Genomic DNA, 22,251 nt, shown 5'->3' on the forward strand with positions numbered 1-22,251 from the left:
CCATGAAACAGTATTTAGAACTGATGCAAAAAGTGCTCGATGAAGGCACACAGAAAAACGATCGTACCGGAACCGGAACGCTTTCCATTTTTGGACATCAGATGCGTTTTAATCTGCAGGAAGGGTTCCCGCTGGTTACGACTAAACGCTGCCATTTGCGCTCTATTATTCACGAACTGCTGTGGTTTTTGCAGGGCGACACTAACGTGGCCTACCTGCATGAAAATAACGTCTCTATCTGGGATGAATGGGCAGATGAAAATGGCAATCTTGGCCCGGTTTACGGTAAACAGTGGCGCGCGTGGCCAACGCCAGATGGTCGCCATATTGATCAGATAACCACGGTACTCAACCAGCTGAAAAATGACCCGGACTCTCGCCGTATCATCGTTTCCGCATGGAACGTAGGTGAGCTGGATAAGATGGCGCTGGCACCGTGCCACGCGTTCTTCCAGTTCTATGTGGCAGACGGCAAGCTCTCCTGTCAGCTGTACCAGCGTTCGTGCGATGTGTTCCTCGGCCTGCCGTTCAACATTGCCAGCTACGCCTTACTGGTACACATGATGGCACAGCAGTGCGAGCTTGAAGTCGGTGATTTTGTCTGGACCGGCGGCGACACGCACTTGTACAGTAATCATATGGATCAAACGCATCTGCAGCTCAGCCGCGAACCTCGCGCGTTGCCGAAGTTGGTCATCAAGCGTAAGCCTGACTCAATCTTCGACTATCGTTTCGACGATTTCGAGATTGAAGGCTACGATCCGCACCCAGGCATTAAAGCGCCGGTTGCTATCTAACCGTACGCTACCCTGCCATGACCGACGCCATCGCGCGTCGGTTTTTTTTGCCCAAAATTCAGTTCCTCGACGCTGATTCCTGAAATTTTGCAAGGCGCTGCAACGGCATAAATATTCCCCAAAGCTTGCCGAACAACTTGAATTTCCCACTCGTCATTCTTTTCCTCCTCGCCATACTGGTGACATGAAAAAACAACAAGGCTATACGCTCATTGAAACACTGGTGGCAATGCTCATTGTTGTCGCTCTCAGCGCATCAGGACTTTACGGCTGGCAACGTTGGCAGCAACAGCAACGGTTGTGGCAAACCGCTAGTCAGGTGCGGGACTATCTGCTGCAACTGCGTGAGGATGCCAACTGGCATAACCGCGACCATGTCATCAGCGTTATCAGAGAGGGAACCTCATGGTGTCTGGTTAGTTCTGTCGCTGCTCAGAATACGTGCAAGCCCGTTTCGCCGTTGGTGTTAACTCCGCGCTGGGACGACGTCGAGATGGCAGACATGACGCCATCGCTGACCTTTTTTGGCCTGCGCAACACCGCATGGGCCGGGCATATTGGCCTGAAAAATGCGGCGGGTGAATGGTGGGTGGTGGTATCGGGCTGGGGACGAATCCGTCTTTGCGGGCGTGATGAGGCAAATGTATGTCGGTAAATGAGCATGGTTTTTCACTACTGGAGGTGCTGATAGCGATGGTCATAAGCAGCGTTTTACTGCTGGGGGCAGCACGCTTTTTGCCGGCGCTTCAGCGTGATATTTTGCTTAACACGCGCCAGTTAGCCCTTGAGGATGAACTTTGGCAGCGGGTTTATACGGTGGCGAAACATCTCCAGCGAGCGGGGTATTGTCGCGGAAACTGTGGCGGCGAGGGGCTGGTGATATCGGGTCACGGTGATTGCGTCATTGCGCGTTGGGACGCTAACGGTAACGGCGTTTGGGAAACCACCCCGGCAAAAGACGCAGACCAGGTAGGCTTTCGTTTACAAGACAAGGTACTGGAAACCTTACGTGGTGCGACATCCTGCGGCGGAAAGGGCTGGGATAAAATGACCGATCCTGACGCTGTACTGATTGAGACATTTCAGGTTGAACGCCAGAATATAAGCGGATTTGCGCCCGTCCTGACTCTGCGTTTGCGCGGAGCCAGCAAAATTGAGCCACAAAAAGCCATTGATGCGCGCTATAGCGTCACGGGATTTAACCTGTGAACCGGGAACGCGGCATATCGTCTCTGGCGATGGTACTTTTGCTTTTGTTGCTCGGCGGCCTGTTACTCCAGGGACTGAGTCAACAGGAAGCCAGTTTTGCTTCCCGCATTGCTGCGGAAAGCCAGTCTTTGCAACGCCAGGCCGTGGTGCAATCCGTCATGGAATGGGGACGTATGCAGCCCTGGCTGCTGCAACCCACCGTGCAGTGTCGGCGAGATTCAACAGTGAATGCAGCCGTTTGCCTGCGATTGCATGACGATAATAACGTGTTGCTTATTGCACACTATGAAGGGATGTCACTATGGCGGCAGGGCGAGATTATCGACGACCATATCGTGTTTTCTGCACATGGCTGGAGCGATTTCTGCCCACTAAGGGAGGGAGCACTATGTCAGCTACCCTGAACCAGCAACGCGGTTTTAGCCTGCCTGAAGTGATGTTGGCATTGGTACTTATGATTATGATTGTGACTGCGTTGTCGGGGTATCAACGGGTGTTAATGAACAGTTTTCTCATCAGAAGTCAGTACCAGCAGCTTTGGCGACATGCGTGGATGCAAACCCAGATGACTGTATTTTCGCCGCCGTTAAACTGGCAGGTAAACCGAATGCAGACAACGCGGGCGGGATGTGTCAGCATCAACGCCAAACTTTCTTCCCCCCTGGGCAGGCAAGGTCAAATGACACGTCTGCACTGCCCGAACAGTCAGTAGTCAGGAGTCGCTATGTTAAGGGTCTACCACTCCAATCGCCTGGATGTGCTGGAAGCGTTAATGGAATATATCGTTGAGCGCGAGCGGCTGGACGATCCCTTTGAACCTGAAATGATCCTGGTCCAAAGTACCGGCATGGCGCAGTGGCTACAAATGACTCTGGCACAGAAGTTTGGTATTGCCGCCAATATTGAATTCCCGTTACCCGCGAGTTTTATCTGGGATATGTTTGTCCGCGTACTGCCTGACATCCCGAAAGAGAGCGCATTCAGCAAGCAAAGTATGAGCTGGAAGCTGATGACGCTGTTGCCGCAGTTGCTGGGCAACGAAGCGTTCACGCTGCTGCGCCACTATCTGACCGACGATACCGACAAGCGCAAGCTGTTTCAGCTCTCCTCACGTGCGGCTGACCTGTTTGACCAGTACTTAGTCTACCGTCCTGACTGGCTGACGCAGTGGGAAGCGGGGAAGCAGGTTGAAGGATTGGGTGAGTCTCAGGTCTGGCAGGCGCCGTTGTGGAAAGCGCTGGTGGAATACACCGCAGAGCTTGGGCAAGAGCGCTGGCACCGTGCCAATTTGTATCAGCGGTTTATTCAGACTCTGGAAAATGCTCCGGACTGCCCGCAAGGACTGCCCGCGCGCGTCTTTATTTGCGGTATTTCCGCGCTGCCGCCCGTATATCTTCAGGCATTGCAGGCGTTGGGTAAGCACATTGAAATTCATCTGCTGTTTACCAATCCTTGTCGTTACTACTGGGGCGATATTAAAGATCCTGCGTATCTGGCGAAGCTGCTGACGCGCCAGCGTCGGCACAGCTTTGAAGAACGCCATCTGCCGCTGTTTCGTGATAGCCAGAATGCCGAAGGCTTGTTTAACAGCGAGGGTGAGCAGGATGTCAGTAACCCCTTGCTGGCCTCGTGGGGAAAACTGGGGCGCGACTATATTTACCTGCTTTCCGAGCTGGAAAACAGCCAGGAACTGGATGCGTTTGTGGATATCACGCCCGATAATCTTTTGCATAATATTCAGTCGGATATCCTGGAGCTGGAAAGTCGGGCCGTAGCGGGCGTGACGCTGAAGGAGTATTCGCGCAGCGATAATAAACGCTTGCTTGAGCCGAATGATGCCAGCGTGACGTTTCATGTCTGCCATAGCCCGCAGCGTGAGGTGGAGATTCTTCATGACCGACTGCTGGCGATGCTTGCGGCGGACCCAACGCTGACGCCGCGCGATATCATCGTCATGGTGGCGGATATCGACAGCTACAGCCCATTCATTCAGTCGGTCTTCGGCAGTGCGCCAGCCGATCGCTACTTACCGTATGCCATTTCAGATCGTCGCGCGCGCCAGTCTCACCCCGTGTTACAAGCCTTTATTAGCCTGCTGTCGCTGCCGGACAGTCGCTTCGTCTCAGAGGATGTGCTGGCATTGCTGGATGTTCCCGTGCTGGCGGCGCGCTTCAACATCAACGAAGAAGGGCTGCGCTATCTCCGCTTGTGGGTTAATGAATCGGGAATTCGCTGGGGCATCGACGACGACAACGTGCGTGAACTGGAACTGCCGCCGACCGGCCAGCATACCTGGCAATTTGGGTTAACGCGTATGCTGCTGGGCTATGCGATGGAAAGTGCGCAGGGGGAGTGGCAATCCGTACTGCCGTATGATGAATCCAGCGGTTTGATCGCCGAACTGGTGGGACATCTGGCTTCGTTATTGATGAAACTGAACCTCTGGCGTCGTGGCCTGGCGCAGGAGCGTCCACTGGAAGAATGGCTGCCAGTTTGCAGTGACATGCTCAATGATTTCTTCTTGCCGGATGTGGATACCGAAGCGGCAATGACGCTGATTAAAGATCAGTGGCAGGCCATTATCGCTGAAGGGCTGGGGGCAAAATATGGTGAGGCTGTGCCGCTTTCGCTATTACGCGATGAGCTGGCGCAGCGGCTCGATCAGGAACGCATCAGTCAACGCTTCCTCGCGGGTCCGGTAAATATTTGTACTCTGATGCCGATGCGCTCGATTCCATTCAAGGTGGTGTGCCTGCTGGGTATGAACGATGGCGTTTATCCGCGCCAGCTTGCGCCGTTGGGTTTTGATCTGATGAGCCAAAAACCGATGCGTGGCGACCGAAGCCGCCGCGATGATGACCGCTATCTGTTTCTGGAAGCCTTAATCTCGGCGCAGCAAACGCTCTATATCAGCTACATTGGCCGCTCAATTCAGGATAACAGCGAGCGCTTTCCGTCGGTGCTGGTGCAGGAGCTGCTGGACTACATCGGGCAAAGCCACTATTTACCGGGTGATGAAGCGCTTACCTGTGATGAAAGCGAAGCCAGGGTCAAAGCACATATCACCCGTTTGCATACCCGCATGCCTTTTGACGCGCAAAACTATCTGCCGGGTGAACAGCAAAGTTATGCCCGCGAGTGGCTGCCTGCGGCGAGCCTGGCAGGAAAAGCGCACGCTGATTTTGTGCAACCACTGCCGTATGTCATGCCTGAAACCCTGACGCTGGAAACGCTGCAGCGATTTTGGGCGCACCCGGTGCGGGCTTTTTTCCAGATGCGGCTACAGGTGAACTTCCGCTCTGAAGACAGTGAGATCCCAGAAACAGAACCCTTTATCCTCGAGGGGCTAACCCGCTATCAGCTTAATCAGCAGCTGCTTAACACGCTGGTTGAAGAGAATGATGCAGAGCGTTTGTTCCGCCACTTCCGTGCGGCAGGCTCGTTACCTTATGGGGCATTTGGCGAAATCCTGTGGGATGCCCAGCGCCAGGAGATGCAGTCGCTTGCTGAGCGCATTATCGCCTGCCGCCAGCCGGGTCAGAGCATGGAAATCGATCTAAACTGCAGCGGTGTGCAAATCACCGGATGGCTACCGCAAGTTCAGCAGGACGGTTTGTTGCGCTGGCGCCCATCTCTGATAAGCGTTTCGCAAGGCGTGCAACTTTGGCTGGAACATCTTGTCTATTGTGCCAGTGGCGGAACGGGGGAGAGCCGACTGTTTCTGCGTAAAGATGCAGAGTGGCGTTTTCCTCCGCTGGATACTGAGCAGGCAATGCTCTATCTGGCGCAGCTTATTGACGGATATCGCGAGGGCATGTCATCGCCGTTGTTGGTACTGCCTGAAAGCGGCGGCGCGTGGATAAAAACCTGTTATGACGCCACAAATGATGCCATGTTAGAGGATGACGATACGCGGCAAAAAGCGCGTAGCAAGTTTTTGCAGGCATATGAAGGCAACATGATAGTACGCGGTGAGGGTGATGATATCTGGTATCAGCGCCTGTGGCGTCAACTGGAGCCGGATACGCTGGAGGCCATTATTTCGCAGTCTCAGCGCTACCTTTTACCGCTATTTCGCTTTAATCAGTCATGATGATTGTATAAAAATTGCGCAATCAGATAGCTTCCTCTATGATGCGCTTTCTGTCACGGACTGATTCTTACACATAAGATGCTGACTCGTTCAGCACAAAGTCTTGCCCTGTTCAGACCGCGCACTTATGCGTCGTTTGCTGTGAACAGGTGAATACGTTAATGATGAGGTTTGTGAATGCCCCGCAGCACCTGGTTCAGCGCAATACTGTTGTTTGTCGCCCTTTGGGCGCCCGTAAGTCAGGCAGATACCGGTTGGCAGCCCTTAGCTGAAACCATCCGTAAAAGCGATAAAGATACCCGCCAGTATCAGGCCGTGCGGCTGGATAATGGCATGGTCGTCTTGCTGGTATCCGATCCTCAGGCTGTGAAATCCCTTTCCGCACTGGTGGTGCCCGTTGGGTCTCTGGAAGATCCCGACGATCATCAGGGGCTGGCGCATTATCTCGAACACATGTGCCTGATGGGCTCGAAAAAATACCCGCAGCCGGACAGCTTGTCTGAGTTCCTGAAAATGCACGGCGGCAGTCACAATGCCAGCACGGCGCCATATCGCACGGCTTTCTATCTCGAAGTTGAAAACGACGCGCTGGTCGGGGCGGTGGATCGTCTGGCGGACGCTATTGCCGATCCATTGCTGGATAAAAAATATGCCGATCGTGAGCGTAACGCCGTTAACTCTGAGCTGACGCTGGCGCGTACCCGTGACGGTATGCGTATGGCGCAGGTGAGTGCAGAAACTATCAACCCGGCGCACCCGGGTTCGCGCTTCTCCGGCGGAAATCTGCAAACACTGAGCGACAAGCCGGGTAATCCCGTGTTGCAGGCTTTACAGACGTTTCATGAAAAGTACTACTCCGCAAACCTGATGAAGGCGGTGATTTACAGCAATAAGCCGCTGCCCGAACTGGCACGGATAGCCGCTGACACCTTTGGGCGGGTGCCGAACAAAAATATCGAAAAACCGGAAATCACCGTCCCGGTCGTCACCGATGCGCAAAAGGGTATCATTATCCATTATGTCCCGGCGATGCCGCGTAAAGTGCTGCGCATCGAGTTTCGTATTGATAACAACAGCGCACAGTTTCGTAGTAAAACCGATGAGCTGGTGACTTACCTGATTGGCAATCGCAGTCCTGGAACCTTGTCTGACTGGCTGCAAAAGCAGGGGTTGGTGGAAGGCATCCGCGCGGACTCCGACCCGGTGGTCAACGGCAACAGCGGCGTATTAGCCATTTCCGCGACCTTAACTGACAAAGGCCTGGCGAATCGCGATGAAGTGGTCGCCGCCATCTTTAGCTATCTCAACCTGTTACGCGAAAAAGGCGTCGATAAACGTTATTTCGACGAACTGGCGCACGTGCTGGATCTCGACTTCCGCTATCCTTCTATCACCCGTGATATGGACTATGTGGAATGGCTGGCTGACACCATGATCCGCGTTCCGGTGGAGCATACGCTGGATGCGGTGAATATTGCCGACCAGTACGATGCGAAAGCCGTTGGACAACGTCTGGCGATGATGACGCCGCAAAACGCGCGTATCTGGTACATCAGCCCGAAAGAGCCGCACAACAAAACCGCTTACTTTGTCGATGCGCCTTATCAGGTCGATAAAATCAGCGAAAAAACCTTCGCCGACTGGCAGCAAAAAGCGCAGGGTATCGCGCTGTCCCTGCCTGAACTGAACCCGTATATTCCGGACGATTTCACGCTGATTAAGGCGGATAAAAAATATGCGCGCCCGGATCTGATCGTCGATGAGCCGGATTTACGCGTGGTGTATGCGCCGAGCCAGTATTTTGCCAGTGAGCCAAAGGCTGACGTCAGCGTGATACTGCGTAACCCGAAGGCGATGGACAGCGCCAAAAACCAGGTGTTATTCGCACTTAACGATTACCTTGCCGGCATTGCGCTCGACCAGTTAAGTAATCAGGCTGCGGTGGGCGGCATTGGCTTCTCAACCAACGCCAACAACGGCTTGATGCTCAACGCCAATGGTTATACGCAACGTTTACCGCAGCTTTTCCAGGCACTGCTGAGCGGTTATTTCAGCTATACCTCTACGGACGAACAGCTGGAGCAGGCGAAATCCTGGTACGCGCAGATGATGGACTCCGCGGAGAAAGGCAAAGCCTACGACCAGGCGATTATGCCGGTACAGATGCTTTCTCAGGTGCCGTACTTCTCACGTGATGAACGGCGTAAACTGCTGCCTTCTATCACCCTGAAAGAGGTGATGACCTACCGTGACACGTTAAAAGCCGGGGCGCGCCCTGAATTCCTCGTGATTGGCAATATGAGTGAGGCCCAGGCGAAGACCATGGCGCGGGATATCCAGAAGCAACTGGGTGCCAACGGCTCTGAGTGGTGTCGTAATAAAGACGTGGTGGTGGACAAAAAGCAGTCCGTTATCTTTGAAAAAGCGGGCAGCAGCACGGACTCCGCGCTGGCGGCGGTATTTGTGCCAACCGGCTACGACGAATATACCAGTTCAGCCTACAGCGCCATGTTAGGGCAGATTGTGCAGCCGTGGTTCTACAATCAACTGCGTACTGAAGAGCAGTTGGGCTACGCCGTATTTGCTTTCCCGATGAGCGTGGGCCGCCAGTGGGGGATGGGCTTCCTGCTGCAAAGCAGTGACAAGCAGCCGTCTTATCTGTGGGAACGCTACAAGGCATTCTTCCCCACGGCGGAAGCGAAGCTGCGGGCGATGAAACCCGATGAGTTTGCGCAAATTCAGCAGGCCATCATTGCGCAAATGCTGCAGGCACCGCAAACGCTGGGGGCAGAGGCCTCGCAATTAAGCAAAGATTTTGATCGAGGTAATATGCGCTTCGATTCACGTGATAAAATCGTGGCTCAGATTAAACTGCTGACGCCGCAAAAGCTTGCCGACTTCTTCCATCAGGCGGTGGTTGAGCCGCAAGGCATGGCGATACTGTCACAGGTTTCCGGCAGTCAGAACGGGAAAGCAGAATATGTGCGCCCGGAAGGCTGGAAAGTGTGGCAGACCGTCAGCGCGTTGCAGCAAACCTTACCCCTGATGAGTGAAAAGAATGAATGATGCCGCTGAGTCCCTTGATCCTCTCCGCTTGCCCCTGACGGGCGAGCGCCTGATTGAAGCCTCCGCAGGCACCGGTAAAACCTTTACCATCGCCGCCCTGTATTTACGTTTACTGCTTGGACTGGGCGGCTCTGCCGCCTTTCCCCGTCCGCTGACCGTCGAAGAACTGTTAGTGGTCACCTTTACGGAGGCGGCCACTGAAGAGCTGCGCGGGCGTATTCGTAGCAACATCCATGAACTGCGTATTGCCTGCCTTCGTGAAACCACCGATAACCCGCTGTACGCCCGTCTGTTAGATGAAATTGCCGATAAAAAACAGGCCGCGCAGTGGCTGTTGCTGGCGGAAAGACAGATGGATGAAGCGGCGGTTTTTACCATTCACGGCTTTTGTCAGCGTATGCTCAGTCTCAATGCTTTTGAGTCCGGCATGCTGTTTGAACAACAGTTGATCGAAGATGAATCACTGCTGCGTTATCAGGCCTGCGCGGACTTCTGGCGTCGGCATTGCTACCCGCTGTCTCGCGACATTGCGCAGGTGATTTTTGAAACGTGGAAAGGGCCGCAGGCGCTGCTCAGGGATATCGATCGCTATCTGCAAGGGGAAGCGCCGGTCATTAAAGCACCTCCGTCGGCAGACGAAACGCTGGCCTCCCGGCACGAAAAAATCCTCGCGCGCATCAACCAGATCAAGCAGCAATGGCGTGATTCCGTTGAAGAGCTGGATGGCCTGTTTGAAGCCTCCGGGATCGACCGACGTAAATTTAACCGGGGTAATCAGGGCAAGTGGATCGAGAAGATCAGCGCCTGGGCGCAGGAAGAAACACAAAGCTATCAGCTGCCTGACGCGCTGGAGAAATTCTCCCAGCGCTTTTTAGAAGAGCGTACTAAAGCGGGCGGCATAACGCCGCAACACCCGTTATTTTCCGCCATTGATGAACTGCTTGCCGAGCCGCTGACCATTCGCGATCTGGTGATCACCCGGGCGCTGGCGGAGATCCGCGAGACAGTAGCCGAAGAAAAACGCCGACGCGGCGAGCTGGGTTTTGACGATATGCTCAGTCGTCTGGATGCGGCGTTACGCAGTGAAAGCGGCGACGCGCTGGCAACGGCCATCCGCACCCGTTTTCCGGTGGCGATGATCGATGAATTCCAGGATACCGATCCGCAGCAGTACCGCATTTTCCGCCGTATCTGGCAGCATCAGCCGGATACCGCACTACTGCTGATTGGCGACCCCAAACAGGCGATTTACGCGTTTCGCGGCGCGGATATTTTTACCTATATGAAAGCGCGCAGCGAAGTTAGCGCGCACTATACGCTCGACACTAACTGGCGCTCGGCCCCTGGCATGGTTAATGGTGTGAATACGCTGTTCAGCCAGATGAACGACGCTTTTATGTTCCGCGAAATCCCCTTTAGCCCGGTGAAGTCCGCAGAAAAAAACCAGTCGCTGCGCTTTGTCCTGCACGGTGAAACGCAGCCGGCAATCAACATGTGGCTGATGGAAGGGGAAAGTTGCGGTATAGGTGACTACCAGAGCTACATGGCCCGGGTTTGCGCGACGCAAATTCGTGACTGGCTTAAAGCCGGGCATGCGGGCGATGCTCTCCTGATGAGCGCTAACACATCGCGCCCGGTACGCGCGTCGGATATCAGCGTGCTGGTGCGCAGCCGCCAGGAGGCGGCGTTAATCCGCGATGCGCTGACGCAACTGGCGATTCCGTCAGTCTATCTTTCCAACCGTGACAGCGTCTTTGATACCCTCGAAGCGCAGGAACTGCTGTGGGTATTACAGGCGGTGATGACGCCGGAGCGTGAAAATACGCTGCGTAGCGCACTGGCAACCTCCATGATGGGGCTGAATGCGCAGGATATTGAAACACTCAATAATGATGAGCAAGCATGGGATGCGGTGGTCGAAGAGTTCGACGGTTATCGCCAACTCTGGCGCAAACGCGGCGTGATGCCGATGCTGCGCGCGCTGATGTCGGCGCGTCAGATTGCGGAAAACCTGCTGGCGACGGCGGGAGGCGAACGTCGGCTGACCGATATTTTGCACATCAGCGAGCTGTTACAGGAAGCCGGTTCGCAACTGGAAAGCGAGCATGCGCTGGTACGCTGGCTATCTCAGCATATCCTCGAGCCAGACAGCAATGCGTCCAGCCAGCAGCTCAGGCTGGAAAGTGATAAGCACCTGGTTAAAATCGTCACTATCCACAAATCGAAAGGGCTGGAATATCCGCTGGTCTGGTTGCCTTTCATCACGCATTTTCGCGTTCAGGATCAGGCTTTTTATCACGATCGCCGCTCGTTTGAAGCGGTACTGGATCTCAGCCAGGCTGATGAGAGCGTCGAGCTGGCCGAGGTTGAGCGTCTGGCGGAAGACCTGCGCCTGCTCTACGTTGCACTGACCCGTTCGGTATGGCACTGCAGCCTCGGCGTAGCGCCGCTGGTGCGTCGTCGGGGGGATAAAAAAGGCGACACCGATGTGCATCAAAGCGCGCTGGGTCGCCTGTTGCAAAAAGGCGAGCCGATGGATACTGCCGGGCTGCGTGCCGCAATTGACGCGCTTTGTGGTGACGATATTGCCTGTCGGATCCCTGATGAACCCGATACAGAACGCTGGCTTTCTGTCGAAGAGCGCCAGGAACAGCTGAGCGTGCGGACGTTGCCGCGCCTGCCTGGCGACAACTGGCGCGTCACCAGTTATTCCGGTCTGCAACAGCGCGGTCACGGTATTGCGCAGGATCTGATCCCGCGGCTGGACATTGATGCGGCAGGCGTCGGTGAAGCTATCGTGGAGTCCGGGCTCACGCCGCACCAGTTCCCGCGCGGGGCGTCGCCGGGAACATTTTTGCATAGCTTGTTTGAAGATCTTGATTTTACCCAGCCGGTAGACCCGCTTTGGGTGCAGGAGAAACTCGCACTCGGCGGCTATGACGCCCACTGGGAGCCGGTTCTGACCCAGTGGCTGGACGCCATTTTACAGGCGCCGCTCAACGAAACAGGCGTCAGCCTGAGCGCGCTTTCAGCGCATGAAAAACAGGTGGAGATGGAGTTTTATCTGCCGATTTCGCAGCCGCTGATGGCCAGTAAACTGGATGCGTTGATCCGCCAACATGATCCGCTCTCTGCGGGCTGCCCTGAGCTGGACTTTATGCAGGTGCGCGGCATGCTGAAAGGGTTTATCGATCTGGTGTTCCGTCATCAGGGGCGCTATTACCTGCTCGACTACAAGTCTAACTGGCTGGGCGAAGACAGCGCCGCTTACACCCAGCAGGCGATGGCTGCTGCGATGCAGGCGCATCGCTATGACCTGCAATATCAGCTTTATACCCTGGCGCTGCACCGCTATTTACGTCACCGCATTGCGGACTACGACTATGAGCGTCATTTTGGCGGCGTTATTTATCTCTTCCTGCGCGGCGTTGACAGCGAAAATCCACAACAGGGAATTTACGCGACCCGTCCGGATGGAGAGCTGATCGCGCTGATGGACGAGATGTTTGCCGGTGCAGCGCTGGAGGAGATGCAATGACAATCCATACGCGATTACTGGAAGCTGTAGAACAAAAGCAGCTCCGGGCACTGGATGCCCAGTTTGCGCTGGCGGTGGCCGGCAATGATAACCCTGCCGTCACGCTGGCGGCGGCGCTACTCAGCCGTGAAGCGGGTGAGGGGCACGTCTGTCTACCGCTTTCCCGTTTATCCTTACGCGAAGATGCCCACCCTTTGCTGAGCGCCTGGCTGAGTGAAGTGGGCGAGCCTGAAGACTGGGCCGAATGCCTGCTGGCTTCCGTGGCGGTGAGCCGTGGCGAGCGCCCCACACCGCTGGTCCTGTTCGGCGATCGCCTGTACCTGAACCGGATGTGGAATAACGAACGTACGGTAGCCCGCTTTTTCAGCGAGGTGAACCAGGCCCTCAACGTTGATGAGCCGCGGTTGGCCCAGACGCTGGAGGCGCTTTTTCCGCGAACAGAAGAGGGCATTAACTGGCAAAAAGTGGCGGCAGCCGTAGCGCTGACCCGCCGTATATCAGTGATCTCCGGCGGACCGGGAACCGGGAAAACCACCACGGTTGCGAGGCTGCTGGCAGCATTGATTCAGATGACAGACGGTGAGCGTTGCCGTATTCGTCTGGCAGCGCCGACGGGAAAAGCGGCGGCGCGTCTGACCGCCTCGCTGGGCGCGGCGCTGCGCGAGCTGCCGCTGACCGATGAGCAAAAGAAACGTATTCCTGATGATGCCAGTACGTTGCACCGATTGTTGGGCGCACAGCCCGGCAGCCAGCGTCTGCGTCATCATGCTGGCAACCCGCTGCATCTTGATGTGCTGGTGGTGGATGAAGCCTCGATGATTGATTTACCCATGATGTCACGCCTGATTGATGCGCTACCGCCGCACGGGCGGGTGATTTTTCTTGGCGATCGCGATCAGCTTGCTTCCGTTGAGGCGGGTGCGGTGCTGGGGGATATCTGTGCCTTTGTGAATGCCGGGTTTACCCCTGAGCGCGCAAAACAGCTGAGTCGACTGACCGGCAGCACAATTCCGGCGGGCGTCGGAACTCAGGCAGCCTCTTTGCGTGACAGTCTCTGTTTGCTGCAAAAGAGCTACCGTTTTGGCAGTGATTCCGGAATCGGCCAGCTGGCGTCGGCGATTAATCGCGGTGATAAGGTCGCGCTAAAAACAGTCTTCCAGCAGGGATTTAACGATATCGAAAAACGCACATTGCACAGCGGTGAAGACTATGCAGCCATGCTTGATGAGGCGTTAGCCGGATATGGTCGCTACCTGGATTTGCTGCGCGAAGGCGCAGAGCCGGATGCTGTCATTCAGGCATTCAATGAATACCAGCTGCTGTGCGCACTGCGCGAGGGGCCGTTCGGCGTAAGCGGACTGAATGAACGCATTGAACAGTTGATGGTGCAAAAACGTAAAATCCATCGTTCCGCGCATACCCGTTGGTACGAGGGGCGACCGGTGATGATTGCGCGTAATGACAGTTCGCTGGGATTGTTTAACGGTGATATCGGGATTGCGCTCGATCGCGGTCAGGGCCTGAGAGTCTGGTTCGCACTGCCGGATGGGGCCATCAAATCGGTGCAGCCCAGCCGTTTGCCGGAACATGAAACCACCTGGGCGATGACGGTGCATAAATCGCAAGGGTCTGAGTTCGATCATGCCGCGTTGATTTTACCCAACCAGCACTCGCCCGTTGTCACCCGCGAACTGGTTTATACCGCGATTACCCGCGCGCGTCGTCGTCTGTCGCTGTACGCCGATGAGCGGATATTAAATGCAGCAGTCGCCATTCGTACCGAACGCCGTAGCGGGTTGTCGGCGTTGTTTAATGACGGTCTGTAGGACAATGTGCCGGATAAGCGAAGCTATCCGGCAACCACTACCCCAAATCTGCCATCAGAACTTTTGACCGCCGCTGGTAGTTGTACATTTCTTTTTTGCTTTCCGGCAGCAGGTCGATGTCAACCGGGGTGAAGCCACGCTCCTGGAACCAGTGAATGCTGCGTGTGGTCAGCACGAACAGCTTACTAAGCCCCATTTGCCGGGCCTGTACGGCGATCCGTTCCAGCAACACTTCGCCACGCGATGAGCTACGATAGTCTGGGTGTACTGCCACGCAGGCCATTTCGCCAATTCTTTCTTCCGGGAAAGGGTACAGGGCGGCACAGGCGATGGTCAGGTTATCGCGCTGAATAATGGTGAACTTGTCGATCTCCATTTCCAGCTGCTCGCGGGAGCGGCGAACCAGAATGCCTTGCTGCTCCAGCGGGCGGATTAGCTCCAGAATACCGCCGATATCATTAATGGTGGCGCGACGGATCTGTTCGGCACTCTCCATCACGATTTGCGTCCCTATCCCATCACGCGAGAACAGCTCCTGCAACAGCGCACCGTCTTCCTGATAGCTAATCAGGTGGCAGCGGCGTACTCCACTGCGACAGGCTTTGACCGCGCCACGCAGGAAGCGCACGGTGCCGGAGCTGTAGTCGCCAATCTCTTCCTGGGCCTCAACGCGCGCCTGGGCCTCGTTGGGGAACAGTTCGGAAATAATATCGCCATCACCGTTGGTGACCCCCTGGGAAGAGCAAAAGCCGATCATTTTTTCCGCTTTCAGTTTGATCGCCAATTGGGTGGCGACCTCTTCTGAAGTCAGGTTAAAGCTCTCGCCTGTCACGGAAACGGCGACCGGTCCCATCAGAACAATCGCACCGCTGTCTAACTGGCGATGAATGGCATCTTCATCAATACGACGAATGCGCCCGCTGTGACAGTAATCGACGCCATCATCTACGCCCAAAGGCTGAGAGATAATAAAATTACCGCTGACCACGTTGATGTGCGCGCCCTGCAATGGTGTATTGTTCAGGCTCATCGACAGACGGGCGGTAATATCAAGCTGGAGCAAACCCGCCGCCTGCTTGACCAGTTCCAGCGTTTTGGCGTCGGTAACGCGCGTATTTTTGTGGTACACCGGCTCATGGTGATGCGCAGCCAGGTTGGCATCAATCTGTGGCCGTGCGCCATACACCACGACCAGGCGAATGCCGAGGCTATGAAGGAGCCCAATGTCATTGACGATACTGGAAAAGTTTTCATGCTCGATGGCTTCGCCGCCCAGCATAATGACAAACGTTTTTCCCCGATGGGTATTGATATAGGGAACAGAATGGCGGAATCCCTGTACCAGTTCGGTTCTACGCTCCTTCACCACGGCACACCTCTGTTGCATGATTATTCGTAATTTGTGTATTTTTATTCTGTTTTTGCATTGCACGCAAGCGTAATTTTTACTCCTGTTAAAGATTTTTCTCAGTAATGCCGTGAATATAAAAAGAATGTTTACCCTTTTGTAGATGACAGATTATGCGTCATTCGTTAAAGTTTCCGGTCAATTCGGACGTTTTACGTATTACTCAATAAAGATTTCTTTTGCTCGGGAGAAGCATGTCGGGATCCAATTCAGCAATCAGTCGCCGCCGTTTACTGAAAGGTGCGGGTGCTATGTGGCTTTTGAGCGTCAGCCAGGTTGGTCTGGCTGCCGTCAGTCAGGTCGTTGCAGTGCGTATCTGGCCTGCGTCCAGCTACACCCGCGTCACGGTAGAATCCAACCGTCTGCTGAAATACAAACAGTTTGCCCTGAGTAATCCTGAGCGTGTAGTTGTGGATATTGAAGGCGTAAATCTAAACTCGGTACTCAAGGGTATTGGGACGCAGATCCGCCCTGACGATCCGTATATCAAGTCGGCACGAGTCGGGCAGTTTGACCCTCAGACCGTGCGGATGGTGTTTGAGTTGAAGCAAAATGTGAAGCCACAGCTTTTTGCGCTAGCGCCGGTGGCGGGCTTTAAAGAACGTCTGGTGATGGATCTCTATCCGGCCAATGCCCAGGATGTACAGGATCCTCTGCTGGCGTTGCTTGAAGATTACAACAAGGGCGATTTGGATAAACAGGTGCCGCCTGCGCAAAGTGGTCCGCAGCCGGGTAAAGCGGGGCGCGATCGTCCGATTGTCATTATGCTTGATCCTGGGCACGGAGGAGAAGACTCCGGTGCCGTGGGGAAATACAAGACGCGTGAAAAAGATGTGGTGCTACAGATTGCCCGTCGCCTGCGCGCGCTGATCGAGAAAGAAGGCAATATGAAGGTCTTTATGACGCGTAATGAAGATATCTTCATTCCGCTGAAGGTGCGCGTGGCTAAAGCCCAGAAACAGCGTGCCGACCTCTTTGTCTCTATTCACGCCGATGCGTTTACCAGCCGACAGCCCAGCGGTTCGTCGGTATTCGCACTTTCCACCAAAGGCGCAACCAGTACCGCCGCAAAATTTTTGGCGCAAACTCAGAACGCCTCGGATTTAATCGGTGGCGTCAGCAAGAGTGGTGATCGCTACGTCGATCACACCATGTTCGATATGGTGCAGTCACTGACTATCGCCGACAGCCTGAAGTTTGGTAAAGCGGTGCTGAATAAGCTCGGTAAAATCAACAATCTGCATAAGAATCAGGTAGAACAGGCAGGATTTGCGGTGCTGAAAGCGCCGGATATTCCCTCTATCCTCGTGGAAACGGCGTTTATCAGTAACGTTGAAGAAGAGCGGAAACTGAAAACGGCGACGTTCCAGCAGGAAGTGGCAGAGTCTATTCTGGCAGGGATCAAAGCGTACTTTGCTGATGGGGCGACGCTGGCGAGAAGGGGATAACAAAAAAGCGCTGAGAAGCGCTTTTTTTACGGATCGCAGAAACAAAAAAACACCCGTTAAGGTGTTTAATGTATTGGTTGCGGGGGCCGGATTTGAACCGACGACCTTCGGGTTATGAGCCCGACGAGCTACCAGGCTGCTCCACCCCGCGTCCGTCTTTACTCTTCATCGAGTAAACTTGCATCAGATTGTATTGGTTGCGGGGGCCGGATTTGAACCGACGACCTTCGGGTTATGAGCCCGACGAGCTACCAGGCTGCTCCACCCCGCGTCCGTCTTTCTGCTGTGCATTTCAAATCACATGTGCGTTGGCTTTCCTCGTTCACCTCAGTCACTTACTGATGTAAGTTCCTAAGGATTCACTGCGTCGCCGCCTTCTTGTGATCCGAACTGCTTTGCAGAAACGTTACTGCTTCTGATTTTAATTGGTTGCGGGGGCCAGATTTGAACTGACGACCTTCGGGTTATGAGCCCGACGAGCTACCAGGCTGCTCCACCCCGCGTCCGTGGATGCGCACTATACTCTGCTAACGATTTCATGCAACCCTTTTTTTACGTGGATCACTGTTTTAGGATGAAAGTGAACAAAAACAACGCATTCAGCCTATTTTTTGTTCAAAATTTGCCTTGAGGCATGTATTCGCATTTCATTAGGTTCAGGGGTTTGTTATCTTCATCTCGCATTCAGGCAACTTAAGACGAGAATAATGAAAGGACGTTGGGCAAAATATCTTCTGGCGGGGGCGGTAGTCGTGATGCTCGCCGCATGTTCTTCTAAACCCACCGATCGTGGGCAGCAGTATAAAGACGGGAAATTGACCCAGCCTTTCTCACTGGTGAATCAGCCTGATGCGGTTGGCGCACCCATCAATGCCGGTGATTTTGCCGAGCAGATAAACCAGATCCGCAGTTCCTCACCACGTTTATATGGCAATCAGAGCAACGTCTACAACGCTATCCAGGAATGGTTACGCGCGGGCGGTGATACGCGCAGCATGCGCCAGTTTGGTATTGATGCCTGGCAAATGGAGGGGGCGGATAACTATGGTAACGTCCAGTTCACTGGCTATTACACACCGGTCATCCAGGCGCGCCATACGCGTCAGGGGGAGTTTCAGTACCCTATCTATCGCATGCCGCCAAAACGAGGACGTTTACCTTCCCGCGCGGAAATCTACGCGGGTGCGCTGAGTGACAGCTATATACTGGCATACAGCAATTCCCTGATGGATAACTTTATTATGGATGTCCAGGGCAGCGGTTATATCGATTTCGGCGATGGCAGCCCGCTTAACTTCTTTAGCTATGCCGGGAAAAACGGTCATGCCTACCGCAGTATTGGTAAAGTCTTGATCGACCGTGGTGAAGTAAAGAAAGAAGATATGTCGATGCAGGCGATCCGCCACTGGGGCGAAACGCACAGCGAAGCCGAAGTGCGTGAGCTGTTGGAGCAAAACCCGTCGTTCGTCTTCTTTAAGCCGCAATCTTATGCCCCGGTTAAAGGTGCCAGCGCAGTGCCGCTGATTGGCCGCGCATCGGTTGCCTCTGACCGCAGCATTATTCCTGCTGGTACGACGTTACTGGCAGAAGTCCCGTTGTTGGATAATAACGGCAAGTTTACCGGTCAGTATGAACTGCGCCTGATGGTGGCATTGGATGTCGGTGGGGCTATCAAAGGCCAGCACTTTGATATCTATCAGGGCATTGGTGCCGACGCCGGACATCGTGCTGGTTGGTATAATCACTATGGCCGCGTGTGGGTGCTGAAAAGCGCGCCGGGTGCGGGTAACGTGTTCAGTGGTTAATTGCCTGATGGCGGCTACAAATTATCGGGTAGGCCGGATAAGCCCAGCGGCATCCGGCACTTACTGCTCTTATTGTTTCTATTCTGAGGTCGTATGTCTGTTGTGATAAGTGATGCCTGGCGTCAGCGTTTTGGCGGCACCGCTCGTCTGTATGGCGAAAATGCGCTGCAGCTGTTTGCCGAGTCGCACGTTTGCGTGGTCGGAATTGGCGGTGTGGGGTCGTGGGCGGCGGAAGCGCTGGCGCGTACCGGTATCGGCGCCATTACGCTCATCGATATGGATGATGTGTGCGTCACCAATACTAACCGTCAAATCCATGCCCTGCGAGATACCGTCGGGCTGGCAAAAGCTGACGTGATGGCTGAGCGTATTCGCCAGATTAATCCGGAGTGTCGGGTTAATGTTGTCGACGACTTTGTCACGCCGGATAACGTTGCAGAGTATATGAACGCGGGCTTTTCGTATGTCATTGATGCGATTGATAGCGTGCGCCCAAAAGCGGCGCTGATTGCTTACTGTCGGCGCAATAAAATTCCGCTGGTCACCACCGGTGGCGCGGGTGGACAGATCGACCCGACGCAGATTCAGGTCGTTGATTTGGCAAAAACCATCCAGGATCCGCTGGCGGCGAAGCTGCGTGAGCGGCTGAAAAGCGATTTTGGCGTGGTGAAGAACAGTAAAGGCAAGCTGGGCGTGGACTGCGTGTTCTCGACCGAGGCGCTGGTATATCCACAGGCAGACGGCTCCGTATGTGCCATGAAGGCGACGGCGGAAGGGCCGAAGCGTATGGATTGCGCATCCGGTTTTGGCGCAGCCACGATGGTGACTGCGACCTTTGGTTTTGTTGCTGTCTCCCACGCGCTGAAGAAGATGATGGCGAAGGCCGCGCGCCAGGCCTGAATTTATTGTGCCGGATCTGGCGAAGCCACCATCCGGCAAAAGCCTTTATCCAACCTGCCGGGCAGCCTGAAGGATCGCCTCGTTAAGCGCATTCAGCCCCTGGCTGCGGGAAGCGCTAAGCTGCGCACGTAAACCCAATTCATCAAAAAACGCCATTGGCGAACGTGTCTGTAATTCGGCGGCAGTTTTGCCTTCGACGGCGGTGAGCAATACCGCCAGCAGCCCACGCACTATGCGACCTTCGCTGTCGCCGAAGAAATGCAGAGTGCCATTTTCATGTCGCGTATACCCCAACCAGACGCGGTTTTCGCATCCGGCTATTTCTTTTGCCTGCGCCTTCAGCACATCCGGCAGGGCCGGGAGCTGCTTACCCAGCAATATCAGCTGGCGATATTTATCTTCCCACTGTCTGAGCGGGATAAAGGTATTGCGTAACGTCTCTTCGGTTACGGTTGTACCAAACGGGTGTCCGGCGAGCAGAGGAGTTGTCATTAATCCACCAATATTTCCAGCGCGCGGTCAACGGCCGTGACCAACGCATCCACATCACTTTGGCTATTATAAGGTGCAAATGAGGCGCGCAGCGTGCCTGATACGCCAAGTTCTGCCAACAGCGGCTGTGCGCAGTGCTGCCCTGCGCGCAATGCGATGCCATATTCAGCCAGCAACGTGACCATATCGCTGTGATGCACCCCGGCGAAGTCAAAGGCTAACAGGCTGGAGTCCTGGCAGCGGAAGGAACGGAATCCCGGTCGCTTTGCCAGCGCATCTTCAGCCAGCGTTGCCAGGCCACGGCTCCAGCTTTCGGCCTGTACGATGTCGATATCCGCCAGCCATTCCAGCGCCGCACTCAGGCCGATGACCCCAGCGACGTTAGGCGTTCCCGCTTCCAGCTTCCAGGGTGCTGGCTGCGTGGTGAACCCCTCAAAACTGACTTCGCTAATCATCTTGCCGCCGCCGAGCCACGGCGACATGGCTTCCAGCAGTTCTGGTTTGCCATACAGCACGCCAATACCGGTTGGGCCGTACAGCTTGTGGCCTGAGAAGGCGTAGAAATCAATATCTAACTGCTGCACGTCGGCGGGGAAATGCACCACGCCCTGGGCGCCATCCACCATCACGACCATACCTGCCGCGTGGGCAAGCGTAATGGCGCGTGCTAAATCCGGGCAGCCGCCGGTGACGTTGGACATTTGCCCCAACGCCAGTACGCGACTGCGCGGGGTGATGAGTTCGGGTAAACGCTCAACGTCAGGAAGTAACTGGGCATTGAGTGGCAGCCTGACGACCTTCGCACCCGTTTGCTCCGCCACCATCAGCCAGGGAACGAGGTTAGCATGATGTTCTGCCACGCTAACGATAATCTCATCGCCCGGCTGTAAGCGCGGACGCGCGTAGCTTTGCGCCACCATGTTGATTGCTTCCGTCGTGCCGCGGGTCCAGACGATGGTTTTGTCATCCGGGGCGTTGATCAAACGGGCGGCCTTTTCCCGCGCCGCTTCATAGCGGGCGGTCAGGCGTTGGGCTTCAGCAAACTGGCTGCGATGGACGTTCCCGGCGCTCAGGCTATAAAACTGATGGGTGGCCTCTATAACCGCCTGCGGCTTTAGCGCCGTGGCGGCACTGTCGAGATAGACGCCAGCATCATTGAGTGCAGGAAACTGTGCGCGAAACTGCGCGGGGTTAAAAGCGTTCATGGTATTCCTCGGTTCAATAAGCCGATCGTGGCGCAAAAAGGGCGCGGACACAAGGCTTACCCTAAGCATCGGAATCCTCTGGATATGCTGGTGAAATCATACCAGTGTCTTATGCTAAATAATGTTAGGCGACTGTTTTTGCCTGTTATGGAACTCGTTTTATTTAGCATAAATCGCTTTTAGGAGAAGAATATGAAAAAGACTGCCACCATTATCTCTGCCTGTATGCTGGCTTTTGCCCTGAGCGCCTGTTCTGGTCCGAACTATGTAATGCACACCAACGATGGTCGGACGATCGTGTCTGATGGTAAGCCAAAGACCGATGATGAAACGGGAATGATTTCGTACAAGGACGCTAACGGCAACAAACAGCAGATTAACCGTACCGATGTGAAAGAGATGGTAGAACTGGAGAAATAGCCGGTCGGCCATTGATAGCACGGAGACAAAAAAAAGCACCGCAA

At 54.8% G+C, this 22,251-nt stretch carries 16 protein-coding genes and 3 tRNA genes; 13 read left to right on the forward strand and 6 right to left on the reverse strand.

Annotated features, from left to right (window positions below; translation table 11 throughout):
* Positions 1-2: 2 nt before the first annotated feature.
* From thyA to recD, 9 genes are all read left to right on the forward strand, one after another.
* Positions 3-797, forward strand: coding sequence for a thymidylate synthase (thyA, locus tag JQ822_RS09870; RefSeq protein WP_213133316.1), 795 nt, complete (start codon positions 3-5; stop codon positions 795-797).
* Between the two features lie 184 nt (positions 798-981).
* Positions 982-1,452, forward strand: a complete 471-nt coding sequence (locus JQ822_RS09875; protein WP_213133317.1) for a prepilin peptidase-dependent protein — start codon at positions 982-984, stop codon at positions 1,450-1,452.
* Entirely contained in the window at positions 1,443-2,006 is a 564-nt protein-coding gene (locus tag JQ822_RS09880; protein ID WP_213133318.1) for a prepilin peptidase-dependent protein, read from the forward strand. The genes JQ822_RS09875 and JQ822_RS09880 overlap by 10 nt, the downstream gene beginning before the upstream one ends.
* Positions 2,003-2,410, forward strand: coding sequence for a DUF2509 family protein (locus JQ822_RS09885; RefSeq protein WP_213133319.1), 408 nt, complete (start codon positions 2,003-2,005; stop codon positions 2,408-2,410). Before JQ822_RS09880 ends, JQ822_RS09885 begins: the two co-directional genes overlap by 4 nt.
* Positions 2,395-2,718 carry a prepilin-type N-terminal cleavage/methylation domain-containing protein gene (locus JQ822_RS09890; RefSeq protein ID WP_213133320.1) on the forward strand — a complete coding sequence of 108 codons (324 nt, stop codon included), beginning with the start codon at positions 2,395-2,397 and terminating at the stop codon, positions 2,716-2,718. Before JQ822_RS09885 ends, JQ822_RS09890 begins: the two co-directional genes overlap by 16 nt.
* Positions 2,719-2,730: 12 nt before the next feature.
* Positions 2,731-6,099: an exodeoxyribonuclease V subunit gamma gene (recC, locus tag JQ822_RS09895; RefSeq protein ID WP_213133321.1), complete on the forward strand. Its 3,369-nt coding sequence runs from the start codon at positions 2,731-2,733 to the stop codon at positions 6,097-6,099.
* 177 nt (positions 6,100-6,276) lie between these two features.
* A complete protein-coding gene (ptrA, locus tag JQ822_RS09900) occupies positions 6,277-9,165 on the forward strand; it encodes a pitrilysin (RefSeq protein ID WP_213133322.1) in 2,889 nt (962 codons plus the stop codon).
* Positions 9,158-12,703 carry an exodeoxyribonuclease V subunit beta gene (gene recB, locus JQ822_RS09905; protein WP_213133323.1) on the forward strand — a complete coding sequence of 1,182 codons (3,546 nt, stop codon included), beginning with the start codon at positions 9,158-9,160 and terminating at the stop codon, positions 12,701-12,703. Before ptrA ends, recB begins: the two co-directional genes overlap by 8 nt.
* Entirely contained in the window at positions 12,700-14,529 is a 1,830-nt protein-coding gene (gene recD / locus JQ822_RS09910) for an exodeoxyribonuclease V subunit alpha (RefSeq protein WP_213133324.1), read from the forward strand. The genes recB and recD overlap by 4 nt, the downstream gene beginning before the upstream one ends.
* Before the next feature lie 37 nt (positions 14,530-14,566).
* Here recD and argA read toward each other — a convergent pair whose 3' ends face one another.
* The gene (gene argA, locus JQ822_RS09915) at positions 14,567-15,898 is read right to left on the reverse strand and encodes an amino-acid N-acetyltransferase (RefSeq protein ID WP_213133547.1); all 1,332 of its coding nucleotides are present in this window, start codon (positions 15,896-15,898) and stop codon (positions 14,567-14,569) included.
* Positions 15,899-16,131: 233 nt separating this feature from the next.
* Here argA and amiC point away from each other — a divergent pair, with 233 nt between their 5' ends.
* Complete coding sequence (amiC, locus tag JQ822_RS09920) at positions 16,132-17,385, forward strand: N-acetylmuramoyl-L-alanine amidase AmiC (RefSeq protein ID WP_213133325.1); 1,254 nt, start codon at positions 16,132-16,134, stop codon at positions 17,383-17,385.
* Positions 17,386-17,459: 74 nt separating this feature from the next.
* On the opposite strand, the gene JQ822_RS09925 is transcribed toward amiC, so the two are convergent.
* From JQ822_RS09925 to JQ822_RS09935, 3 genes are all read right to left on the reverse strand, one after another.
* Positions 17,460-17,536, reverse strand: a tRNA-Met gene (locus JQ822_RS09925).
* A 43-nt stretch (positions 17,537-17,579) separates the two neighbouring features.
* A tRNA-Met gene (locus tag JQ822_RS09930) sits at positions 17,580-17,656 on the reverse strand.
* Positions 17,657-17,811: 155 nt separating this feature from the next.
* A tRNA-Met gene (locus JQ822_RS09935) sits at positions 17,812-17,888 on the reverse strand.
* Between the two features lie 204 nt (positions 17,889-18,092).
* On the opposite strand from JQ822_RS09935, the gene mltA reads away from it, so the two are divergent.
* Both mltA and tcdA read left to right on the forward strand, forming a co-directional pair.
* Positions 18,093-19,190 carry a murein transglycosylase A gene (mltA, locus tag JQ822_RS09940; protein WP_213133326.1) on the forward strand — a complete coding sequence of 366 codons (1,098 nt, stop codon included), beginning with the start codon at positions 18,093-18,095 and terminating at the stop codon, positions 19,188-19,190.
* 93 nt (positions 19,191-19,283) lie between these two features.
* Positions 19,284-20,090, forward strand: coding sequence for a tRNA cyclic N6-threonylcarbamoyladenosine(37) synthase TcdA (tcdA, locus tag JQ822_RS09945; protein ID WP_213133327.1), 807 nt, complete (start codon positions 19,284-19,286; stop codon positions 20,088-20,090).
* A gap of 45 nt (positions 20,091-20,135) precedes the next feature.
* Here the strand turns inward: tcdA and csdE are convergent, their stop codons facing one another.
* On the reverse strand, positions 20,136-20,582 hold the full coding sequence (gene csdE, locus JQ822_RS09950; RefSeq protein ID WP_213133328.1) for a cysteine desulfurase sulfur acceptor subunit CsdE: 447 nt from the start codon (positions 20,580-20,582) through the stop codon (positions 20,136-20,138).
* On the reverse strand, positions 20,582-21,787 hold the full coding sequence (gene csdA / locus JQ822_RS09955; RefSeq protein ID WP_213133329.1) for a cysteine desulfurase CsdA: 1,206 nt from the start codon (positions 21,785-21,787) through the stop codon (positions 20,582-20,584). Before csdA ends, csdE begins: the two co-directional genes overlap by 1 nt.
* Before the next feature lie 192 nt (positions 21,788-21,979).
* Here csdA and JQ822_RS09960 point away from each other — a divergent pair, with 192 nt between their 5' ends.
* Positions 21,980-22,207 (forward strand): YgdI/YgdR family lipoprotein, encoded by a 228-nt coding sequence (locus tag JQ822_RS09960; protein WP_213133330.1) that lies wholly within the window; start codon positions 21,980-21,982, stop codon positions 22,205-22,207.
* Positions 22,208-22,251: the final 44 nt, after the last annotated feature.

It is taken from the genome of Citrobacter sp. FP75, from assembly GCF_018342065.1.
GTDB lineage: Bacteria > Pseudomonadota > Gammaproteobacteria > Enterobacterales > Enterobacteriaceae > Citrobacter.

Bases quoted from the DNA above. Each gene is read 5' to 3' on its own strand.
- amiC (WP_213133325.1), top strand. From the start codon at position 16,132: ATGTCGGGATCCAATTCAGCAATCAGTCGCCGCCGTTTACTGAAAGGT.
- csdA (WP_213133329.1), bottom strand. From the start codon at position 21,787: ATGAACGCTTTTAACCCCGCGCAGTTTCGCGCACAGTTTCCTGCACTC.
- ptrA (WP_213133322.1), top strand. From the start codon at position 6,277: ATGCCCCGCAGCACCTGGTTCAGCGCAATACTGTTGTTTGTCGCCCTT.
- recB (WP_213133323.1), top strand. From the start codon at position 9,158: ATGAATGATGCCGCTGAGTCCCTTGATCCTCTCCGCTTGCCCCTGACG.
- JQ822_RS09960 (WP_213133330.1), top strand. From the start codon at position 21,980: ATGAAAAAGACTGCCACCATTATCTCTGCCTGTATGCTGGCTTTTGCC.
- JQ822_RS09880 (WP_213133318.1), top strand. From the start codon at position 1,443: ATGTCGGTAAATGAGCATGGTTTTTCACTACTGGAGGTGCTGATAGCG.
- JQ822_RS09890 (WP_213133320.1), top strand. From the start codon at position 2,395: ATGTCAGCTACCCTGAACCAGCAACGCGGTTTTAGCCTGCCTGAAGTG.
- recC (WP_213133321.1), top strand. From the start codon at position 2,731: ATGTTAAGGGTCTACCACTCCAATCGCCTGGATGTGCTGGAAGCGTTA.
- tcdA (WP_213133327.1), top strand. From the start codon at position 19,284: ATGTCTGTTGTGATAAGTGATGCCTGGCGTCAGCGTTTTGGCGGCACC.
- mltA (WP_213133326.1), top strand. From the start codon at position 18,093: ATGAAAGGACGTTGGGCAAAATATCTTCTGGCGGGGGCGGTAGTCGTG.
- recD (WP_213133324.1), top strand. From the start codon at position 12,700: ATGACAATCCATACGCGATTACTGGAAGCTGTAGAACAAAAGCAGCTC.
- JQ822_RS09875 (WP_213133317.1), top strand. From the start codon at position 982: ATGAAAAAACAACAAGGCTATACGCTCATTGAAACACTGGTGGCAATG.
- thyA (WP_213133316.1), top strand. From the start codon at position 3: ATGAAACAGTATTTAGAACTGATGCAAAAAGTGCTCGATGAAGGCACA.
- csdE (WP_213133328.1), bottom strand. From the start codon at position 20,582: ATGACAACTCCTCTGCTCGCCGGACACCCGTTTGGTACAACCGTAACC.